Annotated in this window: 25 protein-coding genes; 16 read left to right on the top strand and 9 right to left on the bottom strand. The window is 66.6% G+C overall.

The annotated features are described in order from the left end of the window. Positions 1-5: 5 nt before the first annotated feature. The 3 genes from OC446_RS11225 to OC446_RS11235 all read right to left on the bottom strand — a co-directional run bounded on the left by OC446_RS11225 (position 6) and on the right by OC446_RS11235 (position 2,573). On the bottom strand, positions 6-1,154 hold the full coding sequence (locus tag OC446_RS11225) for an iron-containing alcohol dehydrogenase (RefSeq protein WP_262029114.1): 1,149 nt from the start codon (positions 1,152-1,154) through the stop codon (positions 6-8). Positions 1,155-1,244: 90 nt separating this feature from the next. Continuing rightward, complete coding sequence (locus OC446_RS11230) at positions 1,245-1,610, bottom strand: DUF427 domain-containing protein (RefSeq protein ID WP_262029115.1); 366 nt, start codon at positions 1,608-1,610, stop codon at positions 1,245-1,247. Between the two features lie 78 nt (positions 1,611-1,688). Continuing rightward, complete coding sequence (locus OC446_RS11235; RefSeq protein ID WP_262029116.1) at positions 1,689-2,573, bottom strand: methyltransferase domain-containing protein; 885 nt, start codon at positions 2,571-2,573, stop codon at positions 1,689-1,691. A gap of 157 nt (positions 2,574-2,730) precedes the next feature. On the opposite strand from OC446_RS11235, the gene OC446_RS11240 reads away from it, so the two are divergent. The 4 genes from OC446_RS11240 to OC446_RS11255 are packed head-to-tail and all read left to right on the top strand — an operon-like array spanning position 2,731 to position 5,191. Then, a complete protein-coding gene (locus tag OC446_RS11240) occupies positions 2,731-3,513 on the top strand; it encodes a ComF family protein (protein ID WP_262029117.1) in 783 nt (260 codons plus the stop codon). A 51-nt stretch (positions 3,514-3,564) separates the two neighbouring features. After that, entirely contained in the window at positions 3,565-3,822 is a 258-nt protein-coding gene (gene grxC, locus OC446_RS11245) for a glutaredoxin 3 (RefSeq protein ID WP_262029118.1), read from the top strand. 15 nt (positions 3,823-3,837) lie between these two features. Further along, the gene (locus OC446_RS11250) at positions 3,838-4,701 is read left to right on the top strand and encodes a carbon-nitrogen hydrolase family protein (RefSeq protein WP_262029119.1); all 864 of its coding nucleotides are present in this window, start codon (positions 3,838-3,840) and stop codon (positions 4,699-4,701) included. A gap of 43 nt (positions 4,702-4,744) precedes the next feature. After that, a complete protein-coding gene (locus OC446_RS11255) occupies positions 4,745-5,191 on the top strand; it encodes a DUF1178 family protein (protein WP_262029120.1) in 447 nt (148 codons plus the stop codon). On the opposite strand, the gene OC446_RS11260 is transcribed toward OC446_RS11255, so the two are convergent. Then, a complete protein-coding gene (locus tag OC446_RS11260) occupies positions 5,188-5,520 on the bottom strand; it encodes an ArsR/SmtB family transcription factor (RefSeq protein ID WP_262029121.1) in 333 nt (110 codons plus the stop codon). The genes OC446_RS11255 and OC446_RS11260 overlap by 4 nt on opposite strands. Before the next feature lie 45 nt (positions 5,521-5,565). Between OC446_RS11260 and OC446_RS11265 the strand changes: the two genes are divergently transcribed. After that, on the top strand, positions 5,566-6,021 hold the full coding sequence (locus tag OC446_RS11265) for an SRPBCC domain-containing protein (RefSeq protein WP_262029122.1): 456 nt from the start codon (positions 5,566-5,568) through the stop codon (positions 6,019-6,021). 72 nt (positions 6,022-6,093) lie between these two features. Continuing rightward, on the top strand, positions 6,094-6,627 hold the full coding sequence (locus OC446_RS11270) for a metallophosphoesterase family protein (RefSeq protein WP_262029123.1): 534 nt from the start codon (positions 6,094-6,096) through the stop codon (positions 6,625-6,627). A 9-nt stretch (positions 6,628-6,636) separates the two neighbouring features. Here OC446_RS11270 and OC446_RS11275 read toward each other — a convergent pair whose 3' ends face one another. Next, a complete protein-coding gene (locus OC446_RS11275) occupies positions 6,637-7,827 on the bottom strand; it encodes an MFS transporter (protein WP_262029124.1) in 1,191 nt (396 codons plus the stop codon). 98 nt (positions 7,828-7,925) lie between these two features. On the opposite strand from OC446_RS11275, the gene OC446_RS11280 reads away from it, so the two are divergent. Continuing rightward, complete coding sequence (locus OC446_RS11280; RefSeq protein WP_262029125.1) at positions 7,926-8,831, top strand: LysR family transcriptional regulator; 906 nt, start codon at positions 7,926-7,928, stop codon at positions 8,829-8,831. Positions 8,832-8,930: 99 nt separating this feature from the next. Beyond that, positions 8,931-10,151 (top strand): Na+/H+ antiporter NhaA, encoded by a 1,221-nt coding sequence (gene nhaA, locus OC446_RS11285; RefSeq protein WP_262029126.1) that lies wholly within the window; start codon positions 8,931-8,933, stop codon positions 10,149-10,151. Here the strand turns inward: nhaA and ubiG are convergent. Then, on the bottom strand, positions 10,120-10,848 hold the full coding sequence (gene ubiG, locus OC446_RS11290; RefSeq protein ID WP_262029127.1) for a bifunctional 2-polyprenyl-6-hydroxyphenol methylase/3-demethylubiquinol 3-O-methyltransferase UbiG: 729 nt from the start codon (positions 10,846-10,848) through the stop codon (positions 10,120-10,122). The genes nhaA and ubiG overlap by 32 nt on opposite strands. Positions 10,849-11,136: 288 nt before the next feature. On the opposite strand from ubiG, the gene OC446_RS11295 reads away from it, so the two are divergent. The 6 genes from OC446_RS11295 (at position 11,137) to OC446_RS11320 (ending at position 18,491) form a co-directional block, all read left to right on the top strand. Further along, a complete protein-coding gene (locus tag OC446_RS11295) occupies positions 11,137-12,375 on the top strand; it encodes an aspartate kinase (protein ID WP_262029128.1) in 1,239 nt (412 codons plus the stop codon). An 88-nt stretch (positions 12,376-12,463) separates the two neighbouring features. After that, positions 12,464-14,731, top strand: a complete 2,268-nt coding sequence (gene ptsP / locus OC446_RS11300; RefSeq protein WP_262029129.1) for a phosphoenolpyruvate--protein phosphotransferase — start codon at positions 12,464-12,466, stop codon at positions 14,729-14,731. Continuing rightward, positions 14,731-15,819 (top strand): peptide chain release factor 1, encoded by a 1,089-nt coding sequence (prfA, locus tag OC446_RS11305; protein ID WP_262029130.1) that lies wholly within the window; start codon positions 14,731-14,733, stop codon positions 15,817-15,819. Before ptsP ends, prfA begins: the two co-directional genes overlap by 1 nt. Further along, positions 15,816-16,229, top strand: a complete 414-nt coding sequence (gene fosX, locus OC446_RS11310; RefSeq protein WP_262029131.1) for a FosX/FosE/FosI family fosfomycin resistance hydrolase — start codon at positions 15,816-15,818, stop codon at positions 16,227-16,229. Before prfA ends, fosX begins: the two co-directional genes overlap by 4 nt. Next, a complete protein-coding gene (gene prmC / locus OC446_RS11315; RefSeq protein ID WP_262029132.1) occupies positions 16,226-17,074 on the top strand; it encodes a peptide chain release factor N(5)-glutamine methyltransferase in 849 nt (282 codons plus the stop codon). The genes fosX and prmC overlap by 4 nt, the downstream gene beginning before the upstream one ends. Before the next feature lie 385 nt (positions 17,075-17,459). Then, positions 17,460-18,491, top strand: a complete 1,032-nt coding sequence (locus OC446_RS11320) for a DUF4167 domain-containing protein (RefSeq protein ID WP_262029133.1) — start codon at positions 17,460-17,462, stop codon at positions 18,489-18,491. 244 nt (positions 18,492-18,735) lie between these two features. Here the strand turns inward: OC446_RS11320 and OC446_RS11325 are convergent, their stop codons facing one another. Then, complete coding sequence (locus OC446_RS11325) at positions 18,736-19,518, bottom strand: MOSC domain-containing protein (RefSeq protein ID WP_262029138.1); 783 nt, start codon at positions 19,516-19,518, stop codon at positions 18,736-18,738. A 207-nt stretch (positions 19,519-19,725) separates the two neighbouring features. On the opposite strand from OC446_RS11325, the gene OC446_RS11330 reads away from it, so the two are divergent. Next, a complete protein-coding gene (locus OC446_RS11330) occupies positions 19,726-20,016 on the top strand; it encodes a GIY-YIG nuclease family protein (RefSeq protein ID WP_262029134.1) in 291 nt (96 codons plus the stop codon). Between the two features lie 171 nt (positions 20,017-20,187). Here OC446_RS11330 and OC446_RS11335 read toward each other — a convergent pair whose 3' ends face one another. Continuing rightward, the gene (locus OC446_RS11335) at positions 20,188-20,469 is read right to left on the bottom strand and encodes a hypothetical protein (protein ID WP_262029135.1); all 282 of its coding nucleotides are present in this window, start codon (positions 20,467-20,469) and stop codon (positions 20,188-20,190) included. Positions 20,470-20,472: 3 nt separating this feature from the next. Continuing rightward, positions 20,473-20,799, bottom strand: coding sequence for a hypothetical protein (locus tag OC446_RS11340; RefSeq protein WP_262029136.1), 327 nt, complete (start codon positions 20,797-20,799; stop codon positions 20,473-20,475). 173 nt (positions 20,800-20,972) lie between these two features. Here OC446_RS11340 and OC446_RS11345 point away from each other — a divergent pair. Then, positions 20,973-21,375 (top strand): Clp protease N-terminal domain-containing protein (locus tag OC446_RS11345; protein WP_315986495.1); only part of this gene is annotated, 403 nt, incomplete at its 3' end.

Genomic DNA, 21,375 nt, shown 5'->3' on the forward strand with positions numbered 1-21,375 from the left:
GATCGTCACCAGGCCGCTTCGTAGATGGCGCGGGCATCCTCAAGGGTGAGCGGGCGCGGGTTGTTCACGAGAAGCCGCGTCTGCTTCATGGCGTCCTCTGCCATCATCGGCACGGCTTCCCGGGGAATGCCCACATCGCGCAGGCGCGGCTGAAGGCCGACCTTCGCGCACAGGGCGGCAAGCGCTTCCGCGAAAGCCGAACCGGATTCAGAGCCTTCGAGCTCCGGGAAGGCATGGGGCGCAAGCTCCGCATATGCCGCCTCGCAGGCGCTCGCGTTGAAGCGCAGCACATGCGGCAGGACGAGGGCGTTGGACAACCCGTGCGGCACCCCGAAATGCCCGCCGATGGGATAGGCCAGCGCATGAACGGCGGCCACGGGCGAATTGGCGAAGGCCTGCCCGGCCAGCATGGAGCCGAGCAGCATGGCGGAGCGGGCCTCGATGTCGTGGCCATGATGCACGGCGCGCTCGATGTTGCGGCCGAGAAGGCGCAGGGCCTCCTTGGCCAAAGTCTGCGAGACCGGATTGTTGTTGGGGCTCGTCGAGGTATAGGCTTCGATGGCATGAACCATCGCGTCGATGCCGGTGGCCGCCGTCACATGGGGCGGCAGGTTCACGGTCAGGTCCGGATCGAGCAGGGCGATGTCGGGGATGATGAGCGGAGAGACGACACCCTTCTTCTCGTGCGCCCCGGTGGTCACGATGGAGATCGGCGTCACCTCCGATCCCGTTCCCGCCGTCGTGGGAACGGCGAGCAGCGGCAGCCGGGGACCTTTCGCGAGGCCGATGCCGTAGACCTGCTCGAGCCTCTCGTCGCTCGCCGCAAGCAGTGCCACGAGCTTCGCCACGTCGATAGAGGAACCGCCGCCGAAGCCGATCACCGCCCGTGCCTCGAAATCCCTGGCTTTCGTCACGCCGGCCAGCACCACGTCCTCGGGCGGGTCGGCCACGACCGCGTCGAAGACCTCGACCGCGATCCCGGCCTCCTCCAGCACATGGAGTGCGGGCGCGATCAGCCCGGCCTTCACGAGGCCCGCATCGGTGACCACGAGCACCCGGGGTCCGAGGCGCTGGGCCGCGATTTCGCCCAGGCGCGCGATGCTGCCGGAGCCGACGATGAGCGAGGGCGCGGTGTTGAAGGTGAACGGCGACATGGACTGTCCCCAGGTGGGTTCCTTTGCGCCAAGAGTGCCTCGGGCCGGGAGGGTCAGCAACCCGCCCCGATTCAGCCATTAGGACAAGGACTAATCCTGGAATTCCTCGATGGCATCGACCTTCTCCGGATAGAAGGCCAGATGCTCCCTGATAGCCGCAACCGCGGGGGCAGGATCCTCGTAGCTCCAGGCCGCGTTCTCCCGTATCAGCCCGCCACCGTTCACGGTGAAATAGGAGGCATCGCCCTTGTAGGGGCAATGGGTCCTGTGATCCGTGGGATCCAGCAGGTCCATCCGCACATCCTCGCGGGGGATGTAATGCACGGGCGGAAGCGTGGCCTCCTGCAGGATCAGGCCCTTCGTCGTCTCGGCGACAATGAAGCCGCCGAGCATGACCCGGATGCGGTGCGGGTTCTTCGTGATGGTGATCGGATGATCCGGGCCGGGTTCTTTCATGGGGTCACCGCTTTCCAGAGAGGTCTTCGCCGGACAGAAGATAGGGCAACCCGGTTGCATCCCAAGACGGGATGAGAATCACGTCTCGTCGGACTCGGATTTGGGAGCGCCTTCCTTCACCCCAAGGGCATCGGCCAGCCGCGTCTTGGCGGAGCCGGGGCGCAGGGGTTTCTGCTGGCTTCCATGCGGGGTCCAGCCCGAGAGCCAGATGATCTCGAAGGTGGCCGGAATGCGCCCGTCCGCATCGCCGAACCGTTCCGCATAGATCTCGGCCGCCCGCATCAGGGTGGCGCGCCGCAGCGGGGTCTTCCGGCGGTCGAGCAGGGCGTTGGTCAACCCCATCCGGCGCAGGTCCCGCATGAGCGAGAAGGCATTGGCATAGCGCACCCGGACCACATCCGTATCGGTGACCGGCAGGGCGAAGCCTGCCCGCTGCAGCAGGCCGCCGATGTCGCGCAGGTCGGCGAACGGCGCCACGCGGGGACTCACCCCACCCTCGATCTCCGCCTCGGCCTGGGTCAGGGACTGACGCAGCTCGGTCAGAGTCGAACCGCCCAGAAGCGCGCCGATGAAAAGGCCGTCGGCTCTGAGCGCCCGGCGGATCTGGATGAGGGACCCCGGCAGATCGTTGACGCCGTGCAAGGCCAGAAGCGACACCGCGAGGTCGAAGCGCTCGCCCGAGAACGGCAGGCGCTCTTCGTCCCCGACCACGCTTCCCGGCTCCGGCACCGGAGACAGGCGGATCACCGTCTCCACATGCCCGCTCCGTCGCAGGGCATCAGCGGCCACCGGGGTCGGCGTGCCAACGTCGAGCGCGAGGGCAAAGCTCCGCAGCACCGTGGACAGCCGCTCCTCCAGATCCTCGACGGCGCGGACCAGGAGAAAATCGGCATAGCCCTGCTCAAGCGCACGGACCAGCCGGCGGCGAACGAGGGGACGGTCGAAGACGAGGGGCGTGGTCATGAGGCGCTCGATATGGCGTGTGCTGGCCCAAGAACCAAGAATTTTTTGAGCATGACGCGTCTGTCATTCCGACATCCAAGGTCTCTAACGATGCAAGACTTGCCACACGAGCCATCGCCTCCTCGCCCTTCGAACAGCCTTCCGCTAAGCTTCGCCCATGAGCGAGCCTGCCGAAATCGAGCCAATCCCGTTGAGCACCCGCCTCCGTGCGGGAGCGCGGGACGCATGGGGATCGGTCCTCGGCCTGTTCTATCCGCCGACTTGCATCGCCTGCCAGGCGGCCACGGGTGAGCCTCATGCCCTGTGCGCGGCCTGCTGGTCTCAAGTTCGCTTCATCGAGCGTCCCTTCTGCGAGCGGCTGGGAACGCCCTTCGCGGTCGATCTCGGCCAGCCGCTCCTCTCGCCGGCGGCCATCGCGGACCCACCAGTCTTCCAGCGCGCCCGCGCAGTGGCGGAGTATGACGGCACGGCGAGCCTGCTCGTGCACCGCTTGAAATACAACGACCGGCTGGAGCTCGCCCGGGCGCTCGGCGGCATGATGGCCCGGGCCGGCGCGGAGCTTCTCGCAGAGGCCGACGTGATCGCGCCGGTGCCGCTGCATCGCTGGCGGCTGTGGCGGCGGCGTTTCAATCAGGCGATGGTCCTGGCCAGGATCGTCTCGGCCGGGAGCGGCGTGGCCTGCGACCCGTTCCTGCTCGCCCGGGTCAAGCACACCCGTCGCCAGGTGGGGCTCACCAAGGCGCAGCGGCAGGAAAACCTCCAGGGCGCCTTCCGGGTGCCCCCGGACGCCAGGGCCCGGCTCAAGGGCAAGCGGGTGCTCCTGATCGACGACGTCCTGACAACCGGGTCCACGGCCAATGCAGCCTCGCGGGCACTCCTGCGCGGCGGCGCGGCCGCCGTGGATATTCTGGCCTTCGCCCGAGTTGTCCAGGAGTTGTGAAGATAGCCCAAGACTTCCTATATCGTCGCCGTCACAGGAGAATTGTCTGTCATGTCGTCCATCACGATCTACACGAAGAGCTGGTGCCCCTATTGCTCGGCCGCCAAGAAGCTTCTCGCCGAGAAAGGCGTCGCCTTCACCGAGATCGACATCGAGAAGAAGCCGGAAGCCCGCGCCGAGATGATCCAGAAGGCGAACGGCCGCTCCACCGTCCCGCAGATCTTCATCGGCGAAAAGCATGTCGGCGGCTGCGATGATCTGTATGCTCTTGATGACAGGGGCCAGCTTGAGCCTTTATTGCAGGCCTGACGGAGACCAGACTTCATGACCTCGACCCGCTTCACCGCCGCCTGCGTCCAGATGCGCTCCGGGCGCGACGTCCTCAAGAACCGCGACGATGCGGTTGCGCTCGTTCGGGAGGCCGCCGCCCAGGGCGCGCATTTCGCCCAGACGCCGGAGATGACCTCCCTCGTGTGCCGGGACCGGGCGGAGCTGTTCGACAAGGTGGGACCGGAGGCGCAGGACCCGGTGCTGGCGGGTCTGCGCGAGGTGGCGCGGGAGAAGGGCATCGTCGTTCAGATCGGCTCAATTGCCGTGAAAGAAGGCGACAAGGTCGCCAATCGCGCCTTCTTGATCGGCCAGGACGGCGACGTCATCGCGTCCTACGACAAGATCCACCTCTACGACGTGGACCTGCCGAACGGCGAGAGCTGGCGTGAGTCGGCCACTTATACGGGCGGAGCTTCGGCCGTGGCGGCCGAGACGCCCTGGGGCTATCTCGGGATGACGATCTGCTACGACGTACGCTTCGCCGCCCTCTACAAGGCGCTGGCCGAGAACGGCGCTTCGTTCCTCTCGGCCCCGGCCGCCTTCACCCGGCAGACCGGCGAGGCTCATTGGCACGTGCTGCACCGGGCACGGGCCATCGAGACCGGCTCCTTCATGATCTCCGCCGCCCAAGGCGGCCTGCATGAGGATGGACGCGAGACCTACGGGCATTCGGTCATCATCGATCCCTGGGGCCGGGTGCTGGCGGAAGGCGGTACGGAGCCCGGCGTGTTCCTGGCCGAGATCGACACCGCCCTCGTGGCCGATGTTCGCGGCCGCATCCCGACCCTCAAGAACGCCCGCCCCTTCAAGGTCGAGGTCGTTCCCATCATCGAGACGGATCGGGCGGCCAGCGCCTGATCCCTTCCTTTTTCGGGCTCCAATCCTTAAGTCTCCCCAGGACATGATCAAGTATGCCTTGGCCTGCGAGCAGGCCCATGAGTTCGAGAGCTGGTTCCCGTCGAGTGAAGCGTTCGAGACGCAGCGCAAGCGCGGCTTCGTGACCTGCCCGTTCTGCAACTCGCCCAAGGTCGAGAAGCAGATCATGGCCCCGTCCGTTGCGCGGACGGACAAGACCCCGAAACGGCCGGCGCCGGAGCCTCAGCCCGTCGCCGTCCTGTCGGAGCGCGAGCGGGAGCTGCGCGCCGCGTTGCGGGCCCTGCGGGAGCACGTGATGAAGAACGCGGAGAATGTCGGCAACGGCTTCGTCGAGGAAGCCCGCAAGATGCATTACGGCGAGACCGAAGAGCGCTCGATCTATGGAGAGGCGGATCTCGCCGAGGCGCGGGCCCTGCTGGAGGAAGGCATCGACGTGATGCCGCTTCCAGTCGTGCCGGATGACAGGAACTAGTTTCTGTCGCTTTCCAGATCCGTCTTGAGCCGGTCGAGCATCTCCACGGCCCGGCCCGCATAGGCGCCGATCCAGCGGTCGTAGATCTGCTTGATCGGGAGCGGATTGAGATGGTTCCACCGCTCCCGCCCCTCCCGTCGGACGATGACGAGATCCGCCCCCTCCAGAACCTTCAGATGCTGCATCACGGTGCAGCGGTCGAGCGCCGGGAAGCGGGCGCACAGCTCGCCCGTGGTCTGTGGCTGGTCCTTCAACGCATCGAGAATGTCGCGGCGGGTCGCGGCCGATAAGGCCTTGAAGATCCGGTCGCTGCTCTCGTCGCTTGACATGTTATTTTTTTATAACATGATGACGGAACCTTCAAGGAGAGCGCCATGGATCTGACGTTCAAGGTGTCCGCGAGGATTGCGAAACCGGTGGCCGAGGTGTTCGAAGCGGTCGCCAATCCGGATGAGCTGTCGCGCTATTTCACGACCGGCGGGGCCAAGGGCCGCCTTGAGACGGGCGCGACCGTCACCTGGGATTTCCACGATTTTCCGGGCGCCTTCCCGGTCTGGGTCGTCGAGGTGGTGCCGGAGAAACGGATCGTCCTGCAATGGGAGGCGAACGACGGCGCCCCGACAGCCAGCTACAGGACCACGGTCACGATGACCTTCGAGCCGCTCGATGACGGGCGGACCCTGGTCTCGATCTCAGAGGAAGGCTGGCGTGAGACGGAGACGGGCCTGAAGGCTTCCTACGGCAATTGCCAGGGCTGGATGCAGATGCTCTGCGCCCTCAAGGCCTACAAGGAATACGGCATCAACCTGCGGGAAGGCATGTTCAAGTAGGAGCCCGATCGGAACGAGCCCGAGCGTTCGGGCTTATGCCTCATCCGAGACGATGATCGAGACGAGCTTCCCTTGACGGTTTTCTTTACCAGCGACACCCATTTCGGCGATCCCAGGGTCCTGCGGATCGACAAGCGTCCGTTCAAGACGATTCCCGAACACGATGCCGCCCTCATCGCCAACTGGAACGCAGTCGTCTCGCCCGAGGATGAGGTCTGGCACCTGGGCGACTTCGCCCTGCATGTGAGACCGGAGCGGATCGACGAGCTGCTTGGGCTTCTCCAGGGCCGCAAGCATCTGATCACCGGCAATAACGACGGACCGGCAACCCTTGCGGCGCAAGGCTGGGTGAGCGTTCAGGCCTATACGGAGCTCATGCTCGACGGCCATGCCCTGGTCCTGTGTCACTATGCGTTCCGCACCTGGAAGAATATGGGCCGCGGCTGGATCGACCTGCACGGCCATTCGCACGCCAAGCTGAAGCCGCAGACGCGGCAATACGACGTGGGCGTGGATGCGTTCGACTACCGCCCGGTCACGATCGAGGCGATTCTAGACTCCCGGGCGAGACGCCGGAAGGCCAGTGCCGACATGGTAGCCGGTTGACAGGAGCTGTCAGACAGGAGCTTTCACGGGCTTCCAATCGACCGCGCCTTCGGCCCGGTCGAGCCTGCGGCTCCAGAGGGCCAGGAGGAGGCCCGAGGCCGGCAGCAGGGCGGCGACCCATGGGACCGATCCCAGGCCCAGTCCGTGATCGATCACGAAGCCGCCGAGCCAGGCGCCGAGCGCATTGCCGAGGTTGAAGGCCGCGATGTTGAGGCTCGACGCCAGGCTCTGGCCGGCGCCGTCGGCCTTTTCCAGAACCCACATCTGCAGCGGCGGCACGGTCGCGAAGGCGGCGGCGCCGAGCAGGCCCACGAACACGATGGCCGTGGCCTTGTCGTGGATGCCGAGAGTCATGGCCGCGAGGATCACGGCCAGGACCCCGAGGGAGCCGAGCAGGGTCGCCATGAGCCGCCGGTCGGCCAGCCTGCCGCCGAGGAGGTTGCCCAGCACCAGCCCGCCGCCGAAGACCAGCAGGATCGGTGAGACGGCGGCCTCCGAGAAGCCGGTGATCTCCGTCAGGATCGGCGCGATATAGGTGAAGACCGCGAACACGCCCGCATAGCCCAGCACCGTGGTGAGAAGTCCGAGCAGCACGGGCCGGCGGGAGAGCACCTTCAGCTCGTCGCGAAGGCTGCCGCCCTCGGCGGTCGCCTGACGGTCCTTGGGGACGAAGAGGGCGATGACCGCGAGCGCCGCGAGGCCGACGGCGGTCACGGCCCAGAAGGTCGCGCGCCAGCCATAGGCCTGGCCGAGCCAGGTGCCGAACGGGACGCCCAGGATGTTCGCGACCGTGAGGCCCGTGAACATGATCGCGATGGCCGAAGCTTTCTTGTCGGCCGGCACGAGGCTCGTGGCCACCACCGAGCCGACGCCGAAGAAGGTGCCGTGCGCGAAGGCGGTCAGCACCCGGGCGGCCATGAGCGTCGCGTAGTCGGGAGCGACGGCGCAGGCGAGGTTGCCGAGGGTGAAGACGATCATCAGGGCGAGAAGCACGGTCTTGCGCGACCAGCGGCCCGTCAGGGTAGTGAGCAGCGGCGCCCCGACCACGACGCCGAGGGCATAGCCGGAGATGAGCAGGCCCGCGGCCGAGATCGAGACGCCGAGATCGGCGCTCACCTGGAGCAGCAGGCCCATGATGACGAATTCCGTGACGCCGATGCCGAAGGCACCGGCCGTCAGGGCGTAGAGGGCGAGAGGCATGGGAGACGTCCTTTGACGATTGCAGGCCGGAAGATGGACGCAGAGCCGCTTATGAACTAGCCTGCCATCGGGAACAGAATTTATGAATTGAACTCACAATGGCCCGAATGGACATCAACCGGTCCGGCGAGATGGAGGTCTTCGTCCGGGCCGTGGATCTCGGCGGTTTCTCCGCCGCCGCCCGGGCCCTGCGGATGACGCCTTCGGCCGTGAGCAAACTCATCGCCCGGCTGGAGGCACGCCTGGGCGCCCGCCTCGTCAACCGCTCGACCCGCAAGCTCCAGCTGACGCCGGAGGGCGCGGCCTTCTATGACCGGGCGCTGCGTATCCTGGCCGATCTCGACGAGGCCGAGCGCAACGCCACCTCGGGCGCGACGCCACGCGGGCGCCTGCGGGTGAACACGAGCGTCCCGTTCGGCACGCACCGTCTGATCCCTCTCCTGCCGGATTTCCTCGAGCGGCATCCGGAGGTTACGGTCGAGGTCACGTTGACGGATGCGGTGGTCGACCTGCTCGAGGCCCGGGCCGACGTGGCGATCCGGGTCGGGCCGCTGAAATCCTCCCAGCTCGTGGCGCGCAAGCTCGGCGAGAGCCGGATGATGCTGGTGGCGGCTCCGTCCTACCTCAACCGGCGCGGCATGCCGCAAAGCCCTGAGAACCTCGCCCGCCACAATCTTCTGGGGTTCAGCTTCGCCCGCCAGAGCAACGGCTGGCCGTTCCAGGACGGGAACGGCCATGCCAGCGCCGTCGTGCCGACCGGCAACGCCCAGGTGAGCGACGGCGAATCCATGCGGCTTCTCGTGCTCGCCGGCCTCGGGATCAGCCGCCTGTCGCTCTTCCATGTCGGCCCTGATGTCGCGGCCGGGCGGCTCGTCCCCGTGCTGGAGGCCTACAATCCCGGTGACACGGAGAGCATTCACGCAGTCTATGTCGGTGGCGGCCCCCTGCCCGCGCGGGTCCGCGCCTTCCTGGATTATCTGGTCGAAACCGTGCGCCTCTCTTGAGCAGAGTTGCTCCTGGTTTTGTGATGGGAGAAGGCCGGTTTCGTCTTTTTCTACGAACATTTCCGCCTATGACGGGTTGCGTTGGAACAGGAGACGAGAATGGATCTGCCGAAGAGCGACTTGAGGCCCACGCGGCGCATCTCGTTGATGCGCCGCTTCTTCGACAGCGAAGCCTCCGGCGGCATGATCCTCATGGGCGTGACGGTGATCGCCCTGGCGGTGGCCAACTCGCCCCTGGCCGGCGCCTATTTCGGCGTCCTGAAAACCTACATCCTGGGCCTGAGCGTCCTGCACTGGATCAACGACGCCCTCATGGCGGTGTTCTTCCTGCTGGTGGGCCTCGAGATCAAACGCGAGATGCTCGACGGGCAGCTCTCCACCTGGCCGCGCCGGATCCTGCCCGGCATCGCGGCGTTCGGCGGCATGGTGGTACCGGCCCTGGTCTATCTCGCCATCACGTGGAACGAGCCGCAGCTCCGTCACGGCTGGGCGATCCCGGCGGCCACCGACATCGCCTTTGCGCTGGGGGTGCTGGCGATCCTCGGGTCGAAGGTGCCGACCTCCCTCAAGATTTTCCTGACAGCGCTGGCCATCCTCGACGATCTCGGGGCGATCATCATCATCGCGATTTTCTACACGAGCAACCTCTCGCTCCCGATGCTCGGCCTCGCCGCCCTGTGCCTCCTCGTCCTCATCGCGCTCAACCGTTTCAACGTGACGAGGCTCCTGCCCTATCTCGTCATCGGGGCGGTGCTGTGGTTCTTCGTCCTGAAATCCGGCATCCACGCCACCCTGGCGGGCGTGGCGCTGGCCCTCACGATCCCGCTCCAGGACAAGCCGAAGGAGACCAGGGCCGAGGATTCGCCCCTGCACCGGCTGGAGCACGCCCTTCACGGCTGGGTGGCCTATGCGATCATCCCGATCTTCGGCTTCGCCAATGCGGGCGTGTCGCTCTCCGGGCTGTCCCTCGACACCGTCTTCTCCCCCCTGCCGCTCGGCATCGCCATGGGTCTGTTCATCGGCAAGCAGGTCGGGGTCTATGCCTTCTCTACGGCGGCCATCCGCTTCGGCTTCGCCGACGTGCCGGCGGGCGCGACGCGCCTGCAATGCTACGGCGTCGCCCTCCTCTGCGGCATCGGCTTCACCATGAGCCTGTTCATCGGCGCCCTCGCCTTCCCAGACCAGCCGGACCTGAACGACGCCACCAAGATCGGCGTGCTCATGGGCTCCCTCGTCTCGGCGCTCGCCGGCTATTGCCTGCTCAGCGTCGCGCCCCGGGAGCAGCCGCTCAGGCCCTCGCGGCCAGCAGCATATAATTGACGGCCGTATCGCGGGACAGGGACCAGCTGTCCCGCAGCGGATTGTAGGCCACGCCCGTGAGGTCGTGGACGGCAAAGCCCGCCGCCCGGATGGCGTCGGTCAGCTCGTCCGGGGTGACGAACTTGTCCCATTCGTGGGTGCCCTTGGGCAGCCAACCGAGGATGTATTCTGCGCCAACGATGGCGGATGCGAAGGAGCGCAGGGTCCGGTTGATCGTCGCCATGGCGAGGCAGCCGCCGGGCTTCACCGCTTGCGCGCAGGCGTTCACGAAGGCCTGCCGGTCCGCCACGTGCTCCACCACCTCCATGGCGAGCACCATGTCGAAGGTCTCGCCCCGGGCGACCACCTCCTCGACAGTCTCGTTGCGGTAACCGACCGGGATCCCGGCCCGCTCCGCATGAAGCCGGGCCACCGAGATGTTGGTGGGGGCCGGGTCGAGCCCGGTCACCTTGGCGCCGAGCCGCGCCAGCGGTTCCGACAGCACGCCGCCGCCGCATCCCACGTCGAGAATCGTGATGCCGTCCAGGGAACGGGCCGAGCGCGGATCGCGCCCGAACCGGCGGCAGGCCTCGTCCCGGATATAGGCGAGCCGCACCGGGTTGAATTTGTGCAGGACCTTCATGGGCCCCTTCGGGTCCCACCAGGTCTCGGCGATCTTCTCGAAACGGGCGACCTCGGCCGGGTCGATGGTGGTCATGAGATCCTCCGCAGGGATCCCCTCCCCCTTGCGGGGAGGGGTAAGGGGTGGGGGTGGTTAGACTGGGTGAGCTGTCAACGAACAAGAGCCCTGCATTTGACTTGCAGCTCCTCATATGACGAAGCGCTCGGCTTTTCGACCCCCACCCCGGCTGCTTCGCAGCGCCCCCTCCCCGCAAGGGGGAGGGAAATCGCGTTGACAGGGCGTGGCCCTACCGTCATGTATACGCGCCTTTTCGCAGCGCGAAGGGGCTCGGTTTCTCAAATCTCACCACGGCCTTCCTCGCCCATGCCCCGTCTCGTCATGAAGTTCGGCGGAACATCCGTCGCCACCGTAGAGCGCATTCGCAATGTGGCGCGGCACGTCAAACGCGAGGTCGAGGCCGGCTATGACGTGGCCGTGGTCGTGTCCGCCATGGCGGGCAAGACCAACGAGCTCGTCGGCTGGGTGAAAGAGGCGAACGCCCTCTACGATTCGAAGGAATACGACGTGGTCGTCGCCTCGGGCGAGCAGGTGACTTCGGGCCTCCTGGCCATCGCCCTGCAGGAGATGGGCCTGAAGGCCCGCTCGTGGCAGGGCTGGCAGATCCCCATCATGACCTCGGAGGCCCATGGCTCGGCGCGAATCGCCGCCATCGACGGCACCGGGATCATCAAGGGCTTCACGGACAACAAGGAAGTGGCCGTCGTGTCCGGCTTCCAGGGCGTGCATCAGCCCACGGGCCGCGTGACGACGCTCGGCCGCGGCGGCTCGGACACCAGCGCCGTGGCGCTGGCGGCCGCCATCCAGGCCGAGCGCTGCGACATCTACACGGACGTGGATGGCGTCTACACCACCGATCCGCGCATCGTGCCCAAGGCCCGGCGCCTGGATAAGGTGTCCTACGAGGAAATGCTGGAAATGGCCTCGCTGGGGGCCAAGGTGCTCCAGGTGCGCTCGGTCGAGCTCGCCATGATGCACCGCGTGCCCACCTATGTGCGCTCCAGCTTCGACGATCCCGCCGATCCCAAGCTCGGCACCCTCATCTGCGACGAGGAAGACATCATGGAACAGCAGGTTGTCACGGGCATCGCCTATTCGCGCGACGAAGCCCAGATCACGCTGCGGGACATTGCGGACAAGCCGGGAATCGCCGCTTCGATCTTCGTGCCCCTGGCGGACGCCAACATCAACGTGGACATGATCATCCAGGTCGTGTCCGACAACGCCGCCACCACGGACCTGACCTTCACGGTGCCCACCTCCGATTACGAGCGGGCCTGCGCGATCCTCAACTCCCACCGGGAGGAAATCGCCTTCAAGGAGCTCCAGGGAGCGACCGATGTGGTGAAGGTCTCGGCCATCGGGGTCGGCATGCGCAGCCATGCGGGCGTCGCGGCCCGCGCCTTCAAGGCCCTGGCCGACAAGGGCATCAACATCCGGGCGATCACCACGTCGGAGATCAAATTCTCAGTCCTGATCGAATCGGCCTATACGGAGCTTGCGGTGCGCACGCTCCACTCGCTATACGGCCTTGATCAAGCCTGATTGACGAGGGAACCGTCGGGCTGCGACATTTATAGTATGTAGCCGCCGGTTCGCTTCGCCGGCTCACGAAGGACGGGAACTGTAGCTCATGCCAAGTGCTCCCGGCGGTCCGCGCCTTCTGCTGCGCCGCCTCCGCGAGATCATGGCGGAGCCGGTCGGGGCGCAGGACCGCCTTGACAAGATCGTCACCCAGATCGCCGCCAACATGGTCGCGGAGGTGTGCTCCGTCTACGTGATGCGCGGCGACGGCGTGCTCGAACTGTTCGCCACCGAGGGCCTGAACCGGGAGGCCGTCCACCTCACCATCATGCGCTCGGGCGAAGGCCTCGTGGGCCTCATCGCCTCCACGGCCGAGCCCCTGGCTCTGTCGGACGCGCAGAGCCACCCGGCCTTCTCCTACAAGCCGGAAACGGGCGAAGAGATCTACCACGCCTTCCTGGGCGTGCCGCTGCTGCGCGCCGGCAATACCCTGGGCGTCCTGGTGGTCCAGAACCGCACCTACCGGGTCTATGCCGAAGAAGAGGTCGAGGCGCTCCAGACCACCGCCATGGTGGTGGCCGAAATGCTCGCCACCGGCGAGCTGCAGGCCCTGGCGCCCGTGGATACGGGCATCGCGCTCCGCCGCCCGGTCTACCAGAAGGGCGTCGCGCTGGCCGACGGCGTGGGCCTCGGCCATGTGGTGCTCCACGAGCCCCGCGTGGTCGTCAAGAACCTCATCGCCGAGAACATCGAGGCGGAGATCCAGCGGCTCGATTCCGCCATCGCCGAGGTGCGCCTGTCCATCGACGAGCTGATCGAGCGCGGCGACGTGGCCCATCACGGGGAGCATCGGGAGGTTCTTGAGACCTTCCGCATGTTCGCCCACGACCAGGGCTGGCTCCGGCGCATGCGCGAGGCCGTGACCTCCGGCCTGACGGCCGAGGCCGCCGTCGAGCGGGTGCAGTCCGACAACCGCGCCCGCATGCTGCGCCAGACCGACCCCTACCTGCGCGAGCGCCTGCACGACCTCGACGATCTCGCCAACCGCCTGCTGCACCGCCTCGTCGGGCGCAACCTGGTGGTCGAGCGCAAGCATCTGCCCGAGAACGCTATCCTGGTGGCCCGGTCCATGGGTCCGGCCGCGCTCCTCGACTACGACCGCTCGCGCCTGCGCGGCCTCGTGCTCGAAGAGGGCGGGCCCACGAGCCACATCGCCATCGTGGCCCGCGCCCTCGGGATTCCCGCCGTGGGCGAGGTGTCGAACGCGACCTCCCTGACGGAGCAGGGCGATGCCATCATCGTCGACGGCGCGGCCGGCGACGTGCAGATCAGGCCCAATCCCGACGTGGAGGCCGCCTATGCCGAGAAGGCGCGCCTGCGCGCCCGCCGGCAGGAGCAGTATCTCAAGCTGCGTGACGTGCCCTCCGTCACCAAGGACGGGGTCGAGGTCACGCTGCAGATCAATGCCGGCCTCGTGGTCGACCTGCCGCATCTGGACGAGACCGGGGCGGCGGGCGTCGGCCTGTTCCGCACCGAGCTGCAGTTCATGATCGCCGAGCGGATGCCCTCCGCGTCCGAGCAGCAGGCGCTCTACAGCACCGTCTTCGCGGAAGCGGGCGGGCGGCCCGTCACCTTCCGGACTCTCGACATCGGGGGCGACAAGATCCTGCCCTACATGCAATCCGTCGAGGAGGAGAACCCGGCGCTCGGCTGGCGGGCGATCCGCATCGGCCTCGACCGTCCGGGGCTGCTGCGCGCCCAGGTCCGCGCCCTCCTCAAGGCCGCGGCCGGGCGCCCGCTCAAGATCATGTTCCCCATGGTGGCGACCTGCGACGAGTTCGAGCGCGCCAAGCAGATCGTCGAGCGCGAGAAGGCGCATCTCGCCAATCACGGCCATCCGCTGCCCTCGGATCTGAAGCTCGGCCTCATGCTGGAGGTGCCCTCGCTCCTGTTCCAGCTCGAGGAGATCTGCCAGAGCGCCGATTTCATCTCGCTCGGCACCAACGACCTGATGCAGTTCTTCTTCGCCATCGACCGGGAGAACCGGCGCGTGGCCGACCGCTTCGACCCCTTGAGCGCGCCCATGCTGCGGGCCCTCAACATGGTGGCCGAGCAGGCCCAGGCGGCCGGCTGCGTCGCCACCGTGTGCGGCGAGATCGGCGGGCGGCCCCTCGAGGCCATGGCCCTGATCGGCCTCGGCTTCCGCTCGCTCTCCATGTCCCCGGCGGCCATCGGGCCCGTCAAGGCCATGCTGCTGGAAATGAACGTCGCGGAGCTCAGCGCCCTGATCCGCGAGGAGCTGAAGAACGCCGGGGGCGGCGAAACGCTGCGTCCCAAGCTTGCCCATTTTGCGGAAACCCGTGGTATCCCGGTCTGATGTCGATTGCGCCTCCCTCCGACCGCCTGAACGCCATTCTGGCCCGCCATGACATCATCACGGCGACGCTCAATGCAGGCCCCGATCCCGAAACCTTCGTCGCCCTCTCCCGCGAGCTCGCCGAGCTCGACGGCGTGGTGTCCGCCATCCGGGCCTACCGGGCCATGGAAGACAACCTGAACGGCCTCCAGGCCCTCATCGACGACGCCGGGACCGATGCCGAGATGCGCTCCCTCGCCGAGGACGAGCTGCCCCAGGCTCGCGAGGACCTGGAAAAGGCCGCGCAGGACCTGCGCATCATGCTGCTCCCCAAGGACGAGGCGGACGAGAAGAGCGCCATCCTGGAAATCCGCGCCGGCACCGGCGGCGACGAGGCCGCCCTCTTCGCCGGCGACCTGCTGCGCATGTATACCCGCTACGCAGACCTGAAGGGCTGGAAGGTCGAGATCGTGTCCGAGAGCGAGGGCACGGCCGGCGGCTACAAGGAAGTGGTGGCCGAGATCAAGGGGCGCGGGGTGTTCGCGAGGCTCAAGTTCGAGAGCGGCGTCCACCGGGTCCAGCGCGTGCCGGACACGGAGACGCAAGGCCGCATCCACACCTCCGCGGCCACCGTGGCCGTGCTGCCCGAGGCCCAGGACGTCGACATCGTTCTCAACGACGCGGACCTGAAGATCGACACCATGCGGGCGCAAGGAGCGGGCGGCCAGCACGTGAACAAGACCGAATCGGCGATCCGCATCACCCATATCCCGACCGGCACGGTGGTGTTCGTCCAGGACGAGCGCTCCCAGCACAAGAACCGCGCCCGCGCCATGGCGCTGCTGCGCGCCCGCCTCTACGACGCCGAGCGAACCGCCAAGGATGCGGCGCGTGCGGCCGACCGCAAGGCCCAGGTCGGGTCCGGCGACCGCTCCGAGCGCATCCGCACCTACAATTTCCCGCAGGGCCGCGTGACCGACCACCGGATTAACCTGACCCTCTACAAGCTGGAAGAGGTGATCAGCGGCAACGCCCTGGACGAGCTGATCGACGCGCTCATCACCGAGCACCAGGCCGCCCAGCTCGCCGCCCAGGACCAGGCGGCATGATCGAGGGCCTCAGCCACATCACGCTCATCACCCGCGACCTCGATCGCATGACCGCTATCGTCCAAGGGGCGCTGGGAGGCCGGGAAATCTACGCTTCCGGGGACGATACCTTCTCCCTGTCGCGGGAAAAGTTCTTCGACGTGGGCGGCCTCTGGATCGCCGTGATGGAGGGCGAGAGCCTGCCGGTCCGCACCTACAACCACATCGCCTTCAAGATCCCGGCCTCCGCCGTCGAGGATTATCGGACCCGGATCGAGGCGCTGGGGCTGGAGATCCGCGAATCCCGCCCGAGGGTCCCAGGCGAAGGCCATTCGTTGTACTTCTACGACGACGACAACCACCTGTTCGAGCTCCACACCGGCACCCTGGAGGAGCGGCTCGAACGCTACCGCCGGGGTCCGACGCCTTGAAGACCCGCTCGGAGGCCCTGAGGGACCTGCGCCGGACCCTCACGGAGGCCGGGTTCGAGACCGCGGCGCTCGACGCCCGCCTTCTCGTTCTCGCGGCCCTGGGCATCCAGGCGACGGACCTGATCACCCGGCCGGATACTCCCCTGTCGGCCGACGAGGCCGAGACGCTCGCAGGATTCACCCGGAGGCGCCTCGCTCATGAGCCGATCGCCCGGATCGTCGGCACGCGCGAATTCTGGGGCCTGCCCTTCCGCCTGTCCCCCGAGACCCTGGTGCCCCGGCCCGACACGGAAACCGTGGTCGAAACCGCGCTCGACCTGATCCCGGACCGGCAGGCGCCCCTCAGGATCGTGGATTTCGGCACCGGGTCGGGCTGCATCCTGGTGGCGCTCCTCCACGAGCTGACCCATGCGACGGGCCTCGGCATCGACCTGTCACTGGGAGCCCTCAGGACGGCCCGCGTCAACGCGACCGACAACGGGGTCGGCGACCGCAGCCGTTTTGCCCTCTCCCGCTGGGCGGACGCGGTTTCGGGCCCCATCGACCTGATCGTCTCGAACCCGCCCTACATCGCCTCCGGGGTGATCCCGGGTCTCGACCAGGAGGTGCGGGAGCACGATCCGCGATTGGCCCTCGATGGCGGCCCGGACGGCCTTGAGCCCTACCGGATCCTGCTGGGCGAAGCCACGCGATTGCTCGTGCCCGGAGGCCTGATCGTGGTCGAAATCGGCTACGACCAGGAAGCGGATTTAACCACCCTGGCAGGGGCTCACGGCCTTGAAATCCTGCGGATTGCCCACGATCTATCAGGGAACCCCCGCTGCATCGCCATGAAGCGATCGTGATGGACCGGATGCGTCTTTTGTGTCCCAGGGCGGGATAAAGTCGGAATTACCCCTTGTTGGACCGAGAGGAACCCGCTAGATTCGGGTCTAGAGATCGTCCTCGGTCTAAACAAATCGGCAGTCCCTCGGGGATATGCCGGAAGACCAAACGATATCAATCGCGCAGGCAGGGGCTTTTGAAACAGAAACAGCCTGGCGCGATCACCTGAACCCGACACTGAAGGATGGCCGGAAGCCTCGACAGGCTATGGCTGAATGTCAGACGGTTGCCACGCGAACGGTGGGCGTTGAGCCCGTTCGGTGAATATTGGCTTGCATATCGCGTGGGCATGAAGAACCAGCGAGGCTCGTAGAGCGAACAATGAGACCAGGACAAAACAGGCGGATGCGCGGTCGTAACAACAACAACCGCAACAACAAGGGGCCCAACCCCCTGACGAAGAGCTATGAGTCGAACGGCCCGGACGTGAAGATCCGCGGCACGCCTCAGCATATCGCCGAGAAATACAGCCAACTCGCCCGCGACGCGCAATCGAGCGGCGACCCGGTGGCGGCCGAGAACTATTTCCAGCACGCCGAGCATTATTTCCGCATCATTGCCGCCGCCCAGGAGCAGCTGCGCGAGCAGTACGGCTACCAGCAGCGTTCCTTCGACGAGGACGGCAATGAGGAGGACGGCTTCGCCCAGGGCGACCGCCAGGGCTTCGACCGTGCCGGCGGCCAGGATTTCGGCAACGGCGAGGACCAGGATTTCGGCTCCCAGCCGCAGCCCTACGAATCCCGCGGCGAGCGCAACGACCGCCCCTCCCGCTACGACCGTCAGGATCGCGGTGATCGGCAGGACCGTGGCGATCGGCAGGATCGTGGCGACCGGCAGGACCGGAACGACCGCCAGGATCGCGGCGACCGTCGCGAGCGTTTCCAGCGCGACCGCGGCCCGCGTCAGGATTACCAGCGCCAGGATTCCCGTCAGGACTCGCAGCGTCAGGACGATCTTCCCTATGAGGCCCGCCAGGACGGCGGCGAGCGCAACGAGCGCCCGGCTCGCTTCGAGCGCAACGACCGGGCCGACCGGCCGGAGCGTCAGGAGCGGAACGACCGCTTCGAGCGCGGGGAGCGTGCTGAGCGCCCCGAGCGCCGTGAGCGTTTCCAGCGCGAGCGCCGCCGCGAAGAGGCCGAGGCGCCCGAGCAGGGCACTCTGCCGGCCTTCCTGACGAACCCGGTCCGCGCGCCGGCTCCCCCAGTGGCCGTCGAGGAGGCCCCGCCCGCCCCGCCGGTGGTGCAGGAAGCGGCCAATGACGAGGAGGCTCCCCGCCCCCGCCGTCGCCGCCGCACCCGCCAGGAGATGCTCGACGCGGCCAATGCCGAGAAAGCCGGCTTCGCGCCCGATCCGGCCGAGACCCCGGCCGCCGAGTAAGGCTTCATCGCAGACGATACGGAAAGGGAGGGCCTCGCCCTCCCTTTTTTGTTGTCGGAGGGCCATCGGAGAATGACGCCCGCCACGTCATGGCCGGCCTTGTGCCGGCCATCCCGATATCCTGAAGCGCCACGCTTTTCCGATCGAGATCACCGGGACAAGCCCGGTGATGACGTGAGAGGGTATGGCATCGGCGCAGCTTCCCCTCCCGGCCCATGGGAAGGAGAAGCGGCCCGGTGGCCGCTCACAGCGCCAGCGTCGTCTGCTCCGCTTCCAAATCCTCGCCGATCTCGAGCGTTCCTCCGTCCAGGACCTCGGCATAGATGCCGCAATCGAAATGGCCGTAGGCCGACATGAGGCTCTTGGGGATCTGCAGGTCGCGGAGACCCGTCTGAGGGTCCACGTTGGTGGCGGCGCAGCGCTCGATGCGCTTGGTCACCTTGAGGCGCGCGCCCGAGGGCGTGGTCAGCACCTGGCCGACGAGCTCGAACTCAGCCCAGGGGTCGAGCCCCTCGACGTGGATGTTGCCGCGGAAGCGGAGCGGATCGACCGGAGCACCGACGATGTTCTCAAGCGCGCGCACGCTGGCCAGATTGATCAGCGAGACGAAGCCGCGCCGGGAATCGGTGAAGCGGAAGCCCGCCGGAGCCGTGAGCACCTTCGGGGCGCCGCGCAGCTCCTTCGGCATGAAGCGGCGGAAGAAGGCCTCGATGGCGAGGCGCCCTTCCGGGGTCGAGAGATCGCCCCGCGCCACCTCGCGCCCGCCCTGCTCAATGAACAGGGTCGTGATCGAATCGAGATACCGGGTCCTGAGCCGCGCCAGGCTCTCGTTGCGCATCAGCATCAGGAACTTGATCTTGGGCTGGTGCTGCGGGTTGTCCGGGTCGAACCCCGCCGGGCCGTTCTCGATGGCGAACAGCCGGTCGCCGGGAAAGTAATCGCCCTTCGTAAGGGCGACCTGGGTCAGCGGCTCGGGCGACAGGCCCTTGACCGGATAGCGCTGGAGTGAAGCGATGCGGATGCTCATGGCGCAGCGATAGACGGGCCATGGATGCGGGGCAAGGGATGACAGAGCGCCGACCTCAATGTCATTCCCGGCCGGAGCGTAGCGGAGGGGAAGGGAATCCATAGTTCATCGCTTGATCCTGGATCCCCTTCCCCTCCGCTGCGCTCGCCAGGGATGACAACAACAGTGCAATTTGTGATACAGTATCAACAAGTTGAGGCTGTTACGATGCTGGAACGCTATGCCGTCTACACTCTGGCCAGTCAGAAGAACGGCACGCTGTACATCGGCGTGACCGGTAACTTGTTACAACGGGTGGAGCAGCATAAATCCCTGGCTATTCCTGGATTTACGAGGCGGTACCGGGTCACTCGCCTCGTCTATGTCAAGATGTTTGCAGATGTGATCGATGCGATTGCGCGAGAAAAGCAGCTCAAAGGTTGGAACAGAGCGTGGAAGATCAAGCTCATCGAGCGCTCCAATCCTGATTGGATAGAACTTGATCCGACTGCGTGCTGACCCGCTGTGTCATCCCCGGCGAGCGCAGCGAGGGAAGGGGATCCACTCCCAAGCGTTGCGCTATGGATCCCCTTCCCCTTCGCTACGCTCCGGCCGGGGATGACACCGGGGCGACAAACAAACAAAGCCCCGCCGAAACGGCGGGGCTTTGCTCAAGCGCAACCGCAACACTTACGAAGCGTCGCCGGAGCGGGCCACCTTCGAGCGCTTGAGTTGCGGAGTGAAACCGGCTTCGCGGCCGCGGGTAGCGTCCACTTCCACCCGGTGCAGATCCTGATGCATGCCCTCATGGGACGTCTGATGCTCAGGAATGTTCGTTTGCGGGCCGGCCTCCTGCTTCATGCGCAGAGCCTTTTCGGCATTGGCCTTCATTTCCTCGCGCGCCTTTTCGGCCTGTTCGGCCTTGCGCTTCTTGGGACTGAGGCGGGCGATCAGATCGGATAGGGCCATCATTCGTCACTCCTTGGCGCGGGTGAGCACGCCGTCTTCTTCGTCGCTGCGATGAGTCGGAGGGGCTTTCACGTGGTTGGGATCGACCGGAATGTCCCGAGACGTGGCGATGCTTCCGGTGGAATCGCCAATGTCCCGGCCTGCTTCGGCTTCGGCTGAAGTCTGGCCGGGCAAGGGGGGCACCCGTCCGTTCTCCGTGGTGTCGCCGAAGGTTTCCGGAGTGACCGACGGTCCCTCCTCGACCGGGCTTTCCGGAACCGCGAGGCCAAGCTCCGCATTGCGGGCAAGGTCGGCGCGGGCTTTCTCGGCTTCCGAGCGCGGATCGCGTGTCATGAAGGCCTCCTCAAGTGTTGCTGGGTCAATGCCAGGAGGGGATGCCGGTTCCCCTCTTGTTGTTCCTGATCAATGCACCCACCTTAGGTTTGCGGATGCTCCAGAAGGGGGTCCGACATCGCAGGATCGGCCTGTGCCTCAAGGAGGGCGGGCGGATCCGAGGAGGGATGAGAATGAATTTCGAAAAGTACACCGAGCGTGCCCGGGGCTTCGTGCAGGCGGCGCAGAACCTTGCCGTGCGCGAAGGACACCCGCAGCTCGCTCCCGGTCACATCTTGAAAGTTCTGCTCGACGATCCGGAGGGCCTGTGCGCCGGTCTGATCGACCGTGCCGGCGGGCGCTCCCGCGACGCCCATGCGGCCGTCGAGCAATGGCTCGCCAAGCAGCCGAAAGTCTCCGGCTCCGCCTCGCAGCCGCAGGCCACGCGCGAACTGATGCGCTTCTTCGACACCGCCGAAAAGGCCGCCGAGAAGGCGGGCGACTCGTTCGTCACCGTCGAGCGGATGCTGCTGGCGCTCGCCGTCGAGAAGGACACGGAAGCCGGAAAAATCCTGGCCCAGGCCGGCGTAACGGCCC

Origin of the sequence: Microvirga sp. Mcv34, from assembly GCF_024519725.1 — a bacterium.
Lineage (GTDB): Bacteria > Pseudomonadota > Alphaproteobacteria > Rhizobiales > Beijerinckiaceae > Microvirga.

What these genes read in the sequence shown, in the direction of transcription:
- grxC (WP_262029118.1), top strand. Translation starts at nt 3,565, where the DNA reads ATGTCGTCCATCACGATCTACACGAAGAGCTGGTGCCCCTATTGCTCG.
- OC446_RS11275 (WP_262029124.1), bottom strand. Translation starts at nt 7,827, where the DNA reads ATGCCTCTCGCCCTCTACGCCCTGACGGCCGGTGCCTTCGGCATCGGC.
- OC446_RS11335 (WP_262029135.1), bottom strand. Translation starts at nt 20,469, where the DNA reads ATGATGGCCCTATCCGATCTGATCGCCCGCCTCAGTCCCAAGAAGCGC.
- OC446_RS11280 (WP_262029125.1), top strand. Translation starts at nt 7,926, where the DNA reads ATGGCCCGAATGGACATCAACCGGTCCGGCGAGATGGAGGTCTTCGTC.
- OC446_RS11295 (WP_262029128.1), top strand. Translation starts at nt 11,137, where the DNA reads ATGCCCCGTCTCGTCATGAAGTTCGGCGGAACATCCGTCGCCACCGTA.
- OC446_RS11240 (WP_262029117.1), top strand. Translation starts at nt 2,731, where the DNA reads ATGAGCGAGCCTGCCGAAATCGAGCCAATCCCGTTGAGCACCCGCCTC.
- OC446_RS11265 (WP_262029122.1), top strand. Translation starts at nt 5,566, where the DNA reads ATGGATCTGACGTTCAAGGTGTCCGCGAGGATTGCGAAACCGGTGGCC.
- OC446_RS11250 (WP_262029119.1), top strand. Translation starts at nt 3,838, where the DNA reads ATGACCTCGACCCGCTTCACCGCCGCCTGCGTCCAGATGCGCTCCGGG.
- OC446_RS11230 (WP_262029115.1), bottom strand. Translation starts at nt 1,610, where the DNA reads ATGAAAGAACCCGGCCCGGATCATCCGATCACCATCACGAAGAACCCG.
- fosX (WP_262029131.1), top strand. Translation starts at nt 15,816, where the DNA reads ATGATCGAGGGCCTCAGCCACATCACGCTCATCACCCGCGACCTCGAT.
- OC446_RS11255 (WP_262029120.1), top strand. Translation starts at nt 4,745, where the DNA reads ATGATCAAGTATGCCTTGGCCTGCGAGCAGGCCCATGAGTTCGAGAGC.
- OC446_RS11330 (WP_262029134.1), top strand. Translation starts at nt 19,726, where the DNA reads ATGCTGGAACGCTATGCCGTCTACACTCTGGCCAGTCAGAAGAACGGC.
- OC446_RS11260 (WP_262029121.1), bottom strand. Translation starts at nt 5,520, where the DNA reads ATGTCAAGCGACGAGAGCAGCGACCGGATCTTCAAGGCCTTATCGGCC.
- ubiG (WP_262029127.1), bottom strand. Translation starts at nt 10,848, where the DNA reads ATGACCACCATCGACCCGGCCGAGGTCGCCCGTTTCGAGAAGATCGCC.
- OC446_RS11340 (WP_262029136.1), bottom strand. Translation starts at nt 20,799, where the DNA reads ATGACACGCGATCCGCGCTCGGAAGCCGAGAAAGCCCGCGCCGACCTT.
- OC446_RS11225 (WP_262029114.1), bottom strand. Translation starts at nt 1,154, where the DNA reads ATGTCGCCGTTCACCTTCAACACCGCGCCCTCGCTCATCGTCGGCTCC.
- OC446_RS11235 (WP_262029116.1), bottom strand. Translation starts at nt 2,573, where the DNA reads ATGACCACGCCCCTCGTCTTCGACCGTCCCCTCGTTCGCCGCCGGCTG.
- OC446_RS11325 (WP_262029138.1), bottom strand. Translation starts at nt 19,518, where the DNA reads ATGAGCATCCGCATCGCTTCACTCCAGCGCTATCCGGTCAAGGGCCTG.
- prfA (WP_262029130.1), top strand. Translation starts at nt 14,731, where the DNA reads ATGTCGATTGCGCCTCCCTCCGACCGCCTGAACGCCATTCTGGCCCGC.
- nhaA (WP_262029126.1), top strand. Translation starts at nt 8,931, where the DNA reads ATGGATCTGCCGAAGAGCGACTTGAGGCCCACGCGGCGCATCTCGTTG.
- OC446_RS11320 (WP_262029133.1), top strand. Translation starts at nt 17,460, where the DNA reads ATGCGCGGTCGTAACAACAACAACCGCAACAACAAGGGGCCCAACCCC.
- ptsP (WP_262029129.1), top strand. Translation starts at nt 12,464, where the DNA reads ATGCCAAGTGCTCCCGGCGGTCCGCGCCTTCTGCTGCGCCGCCTCCGC.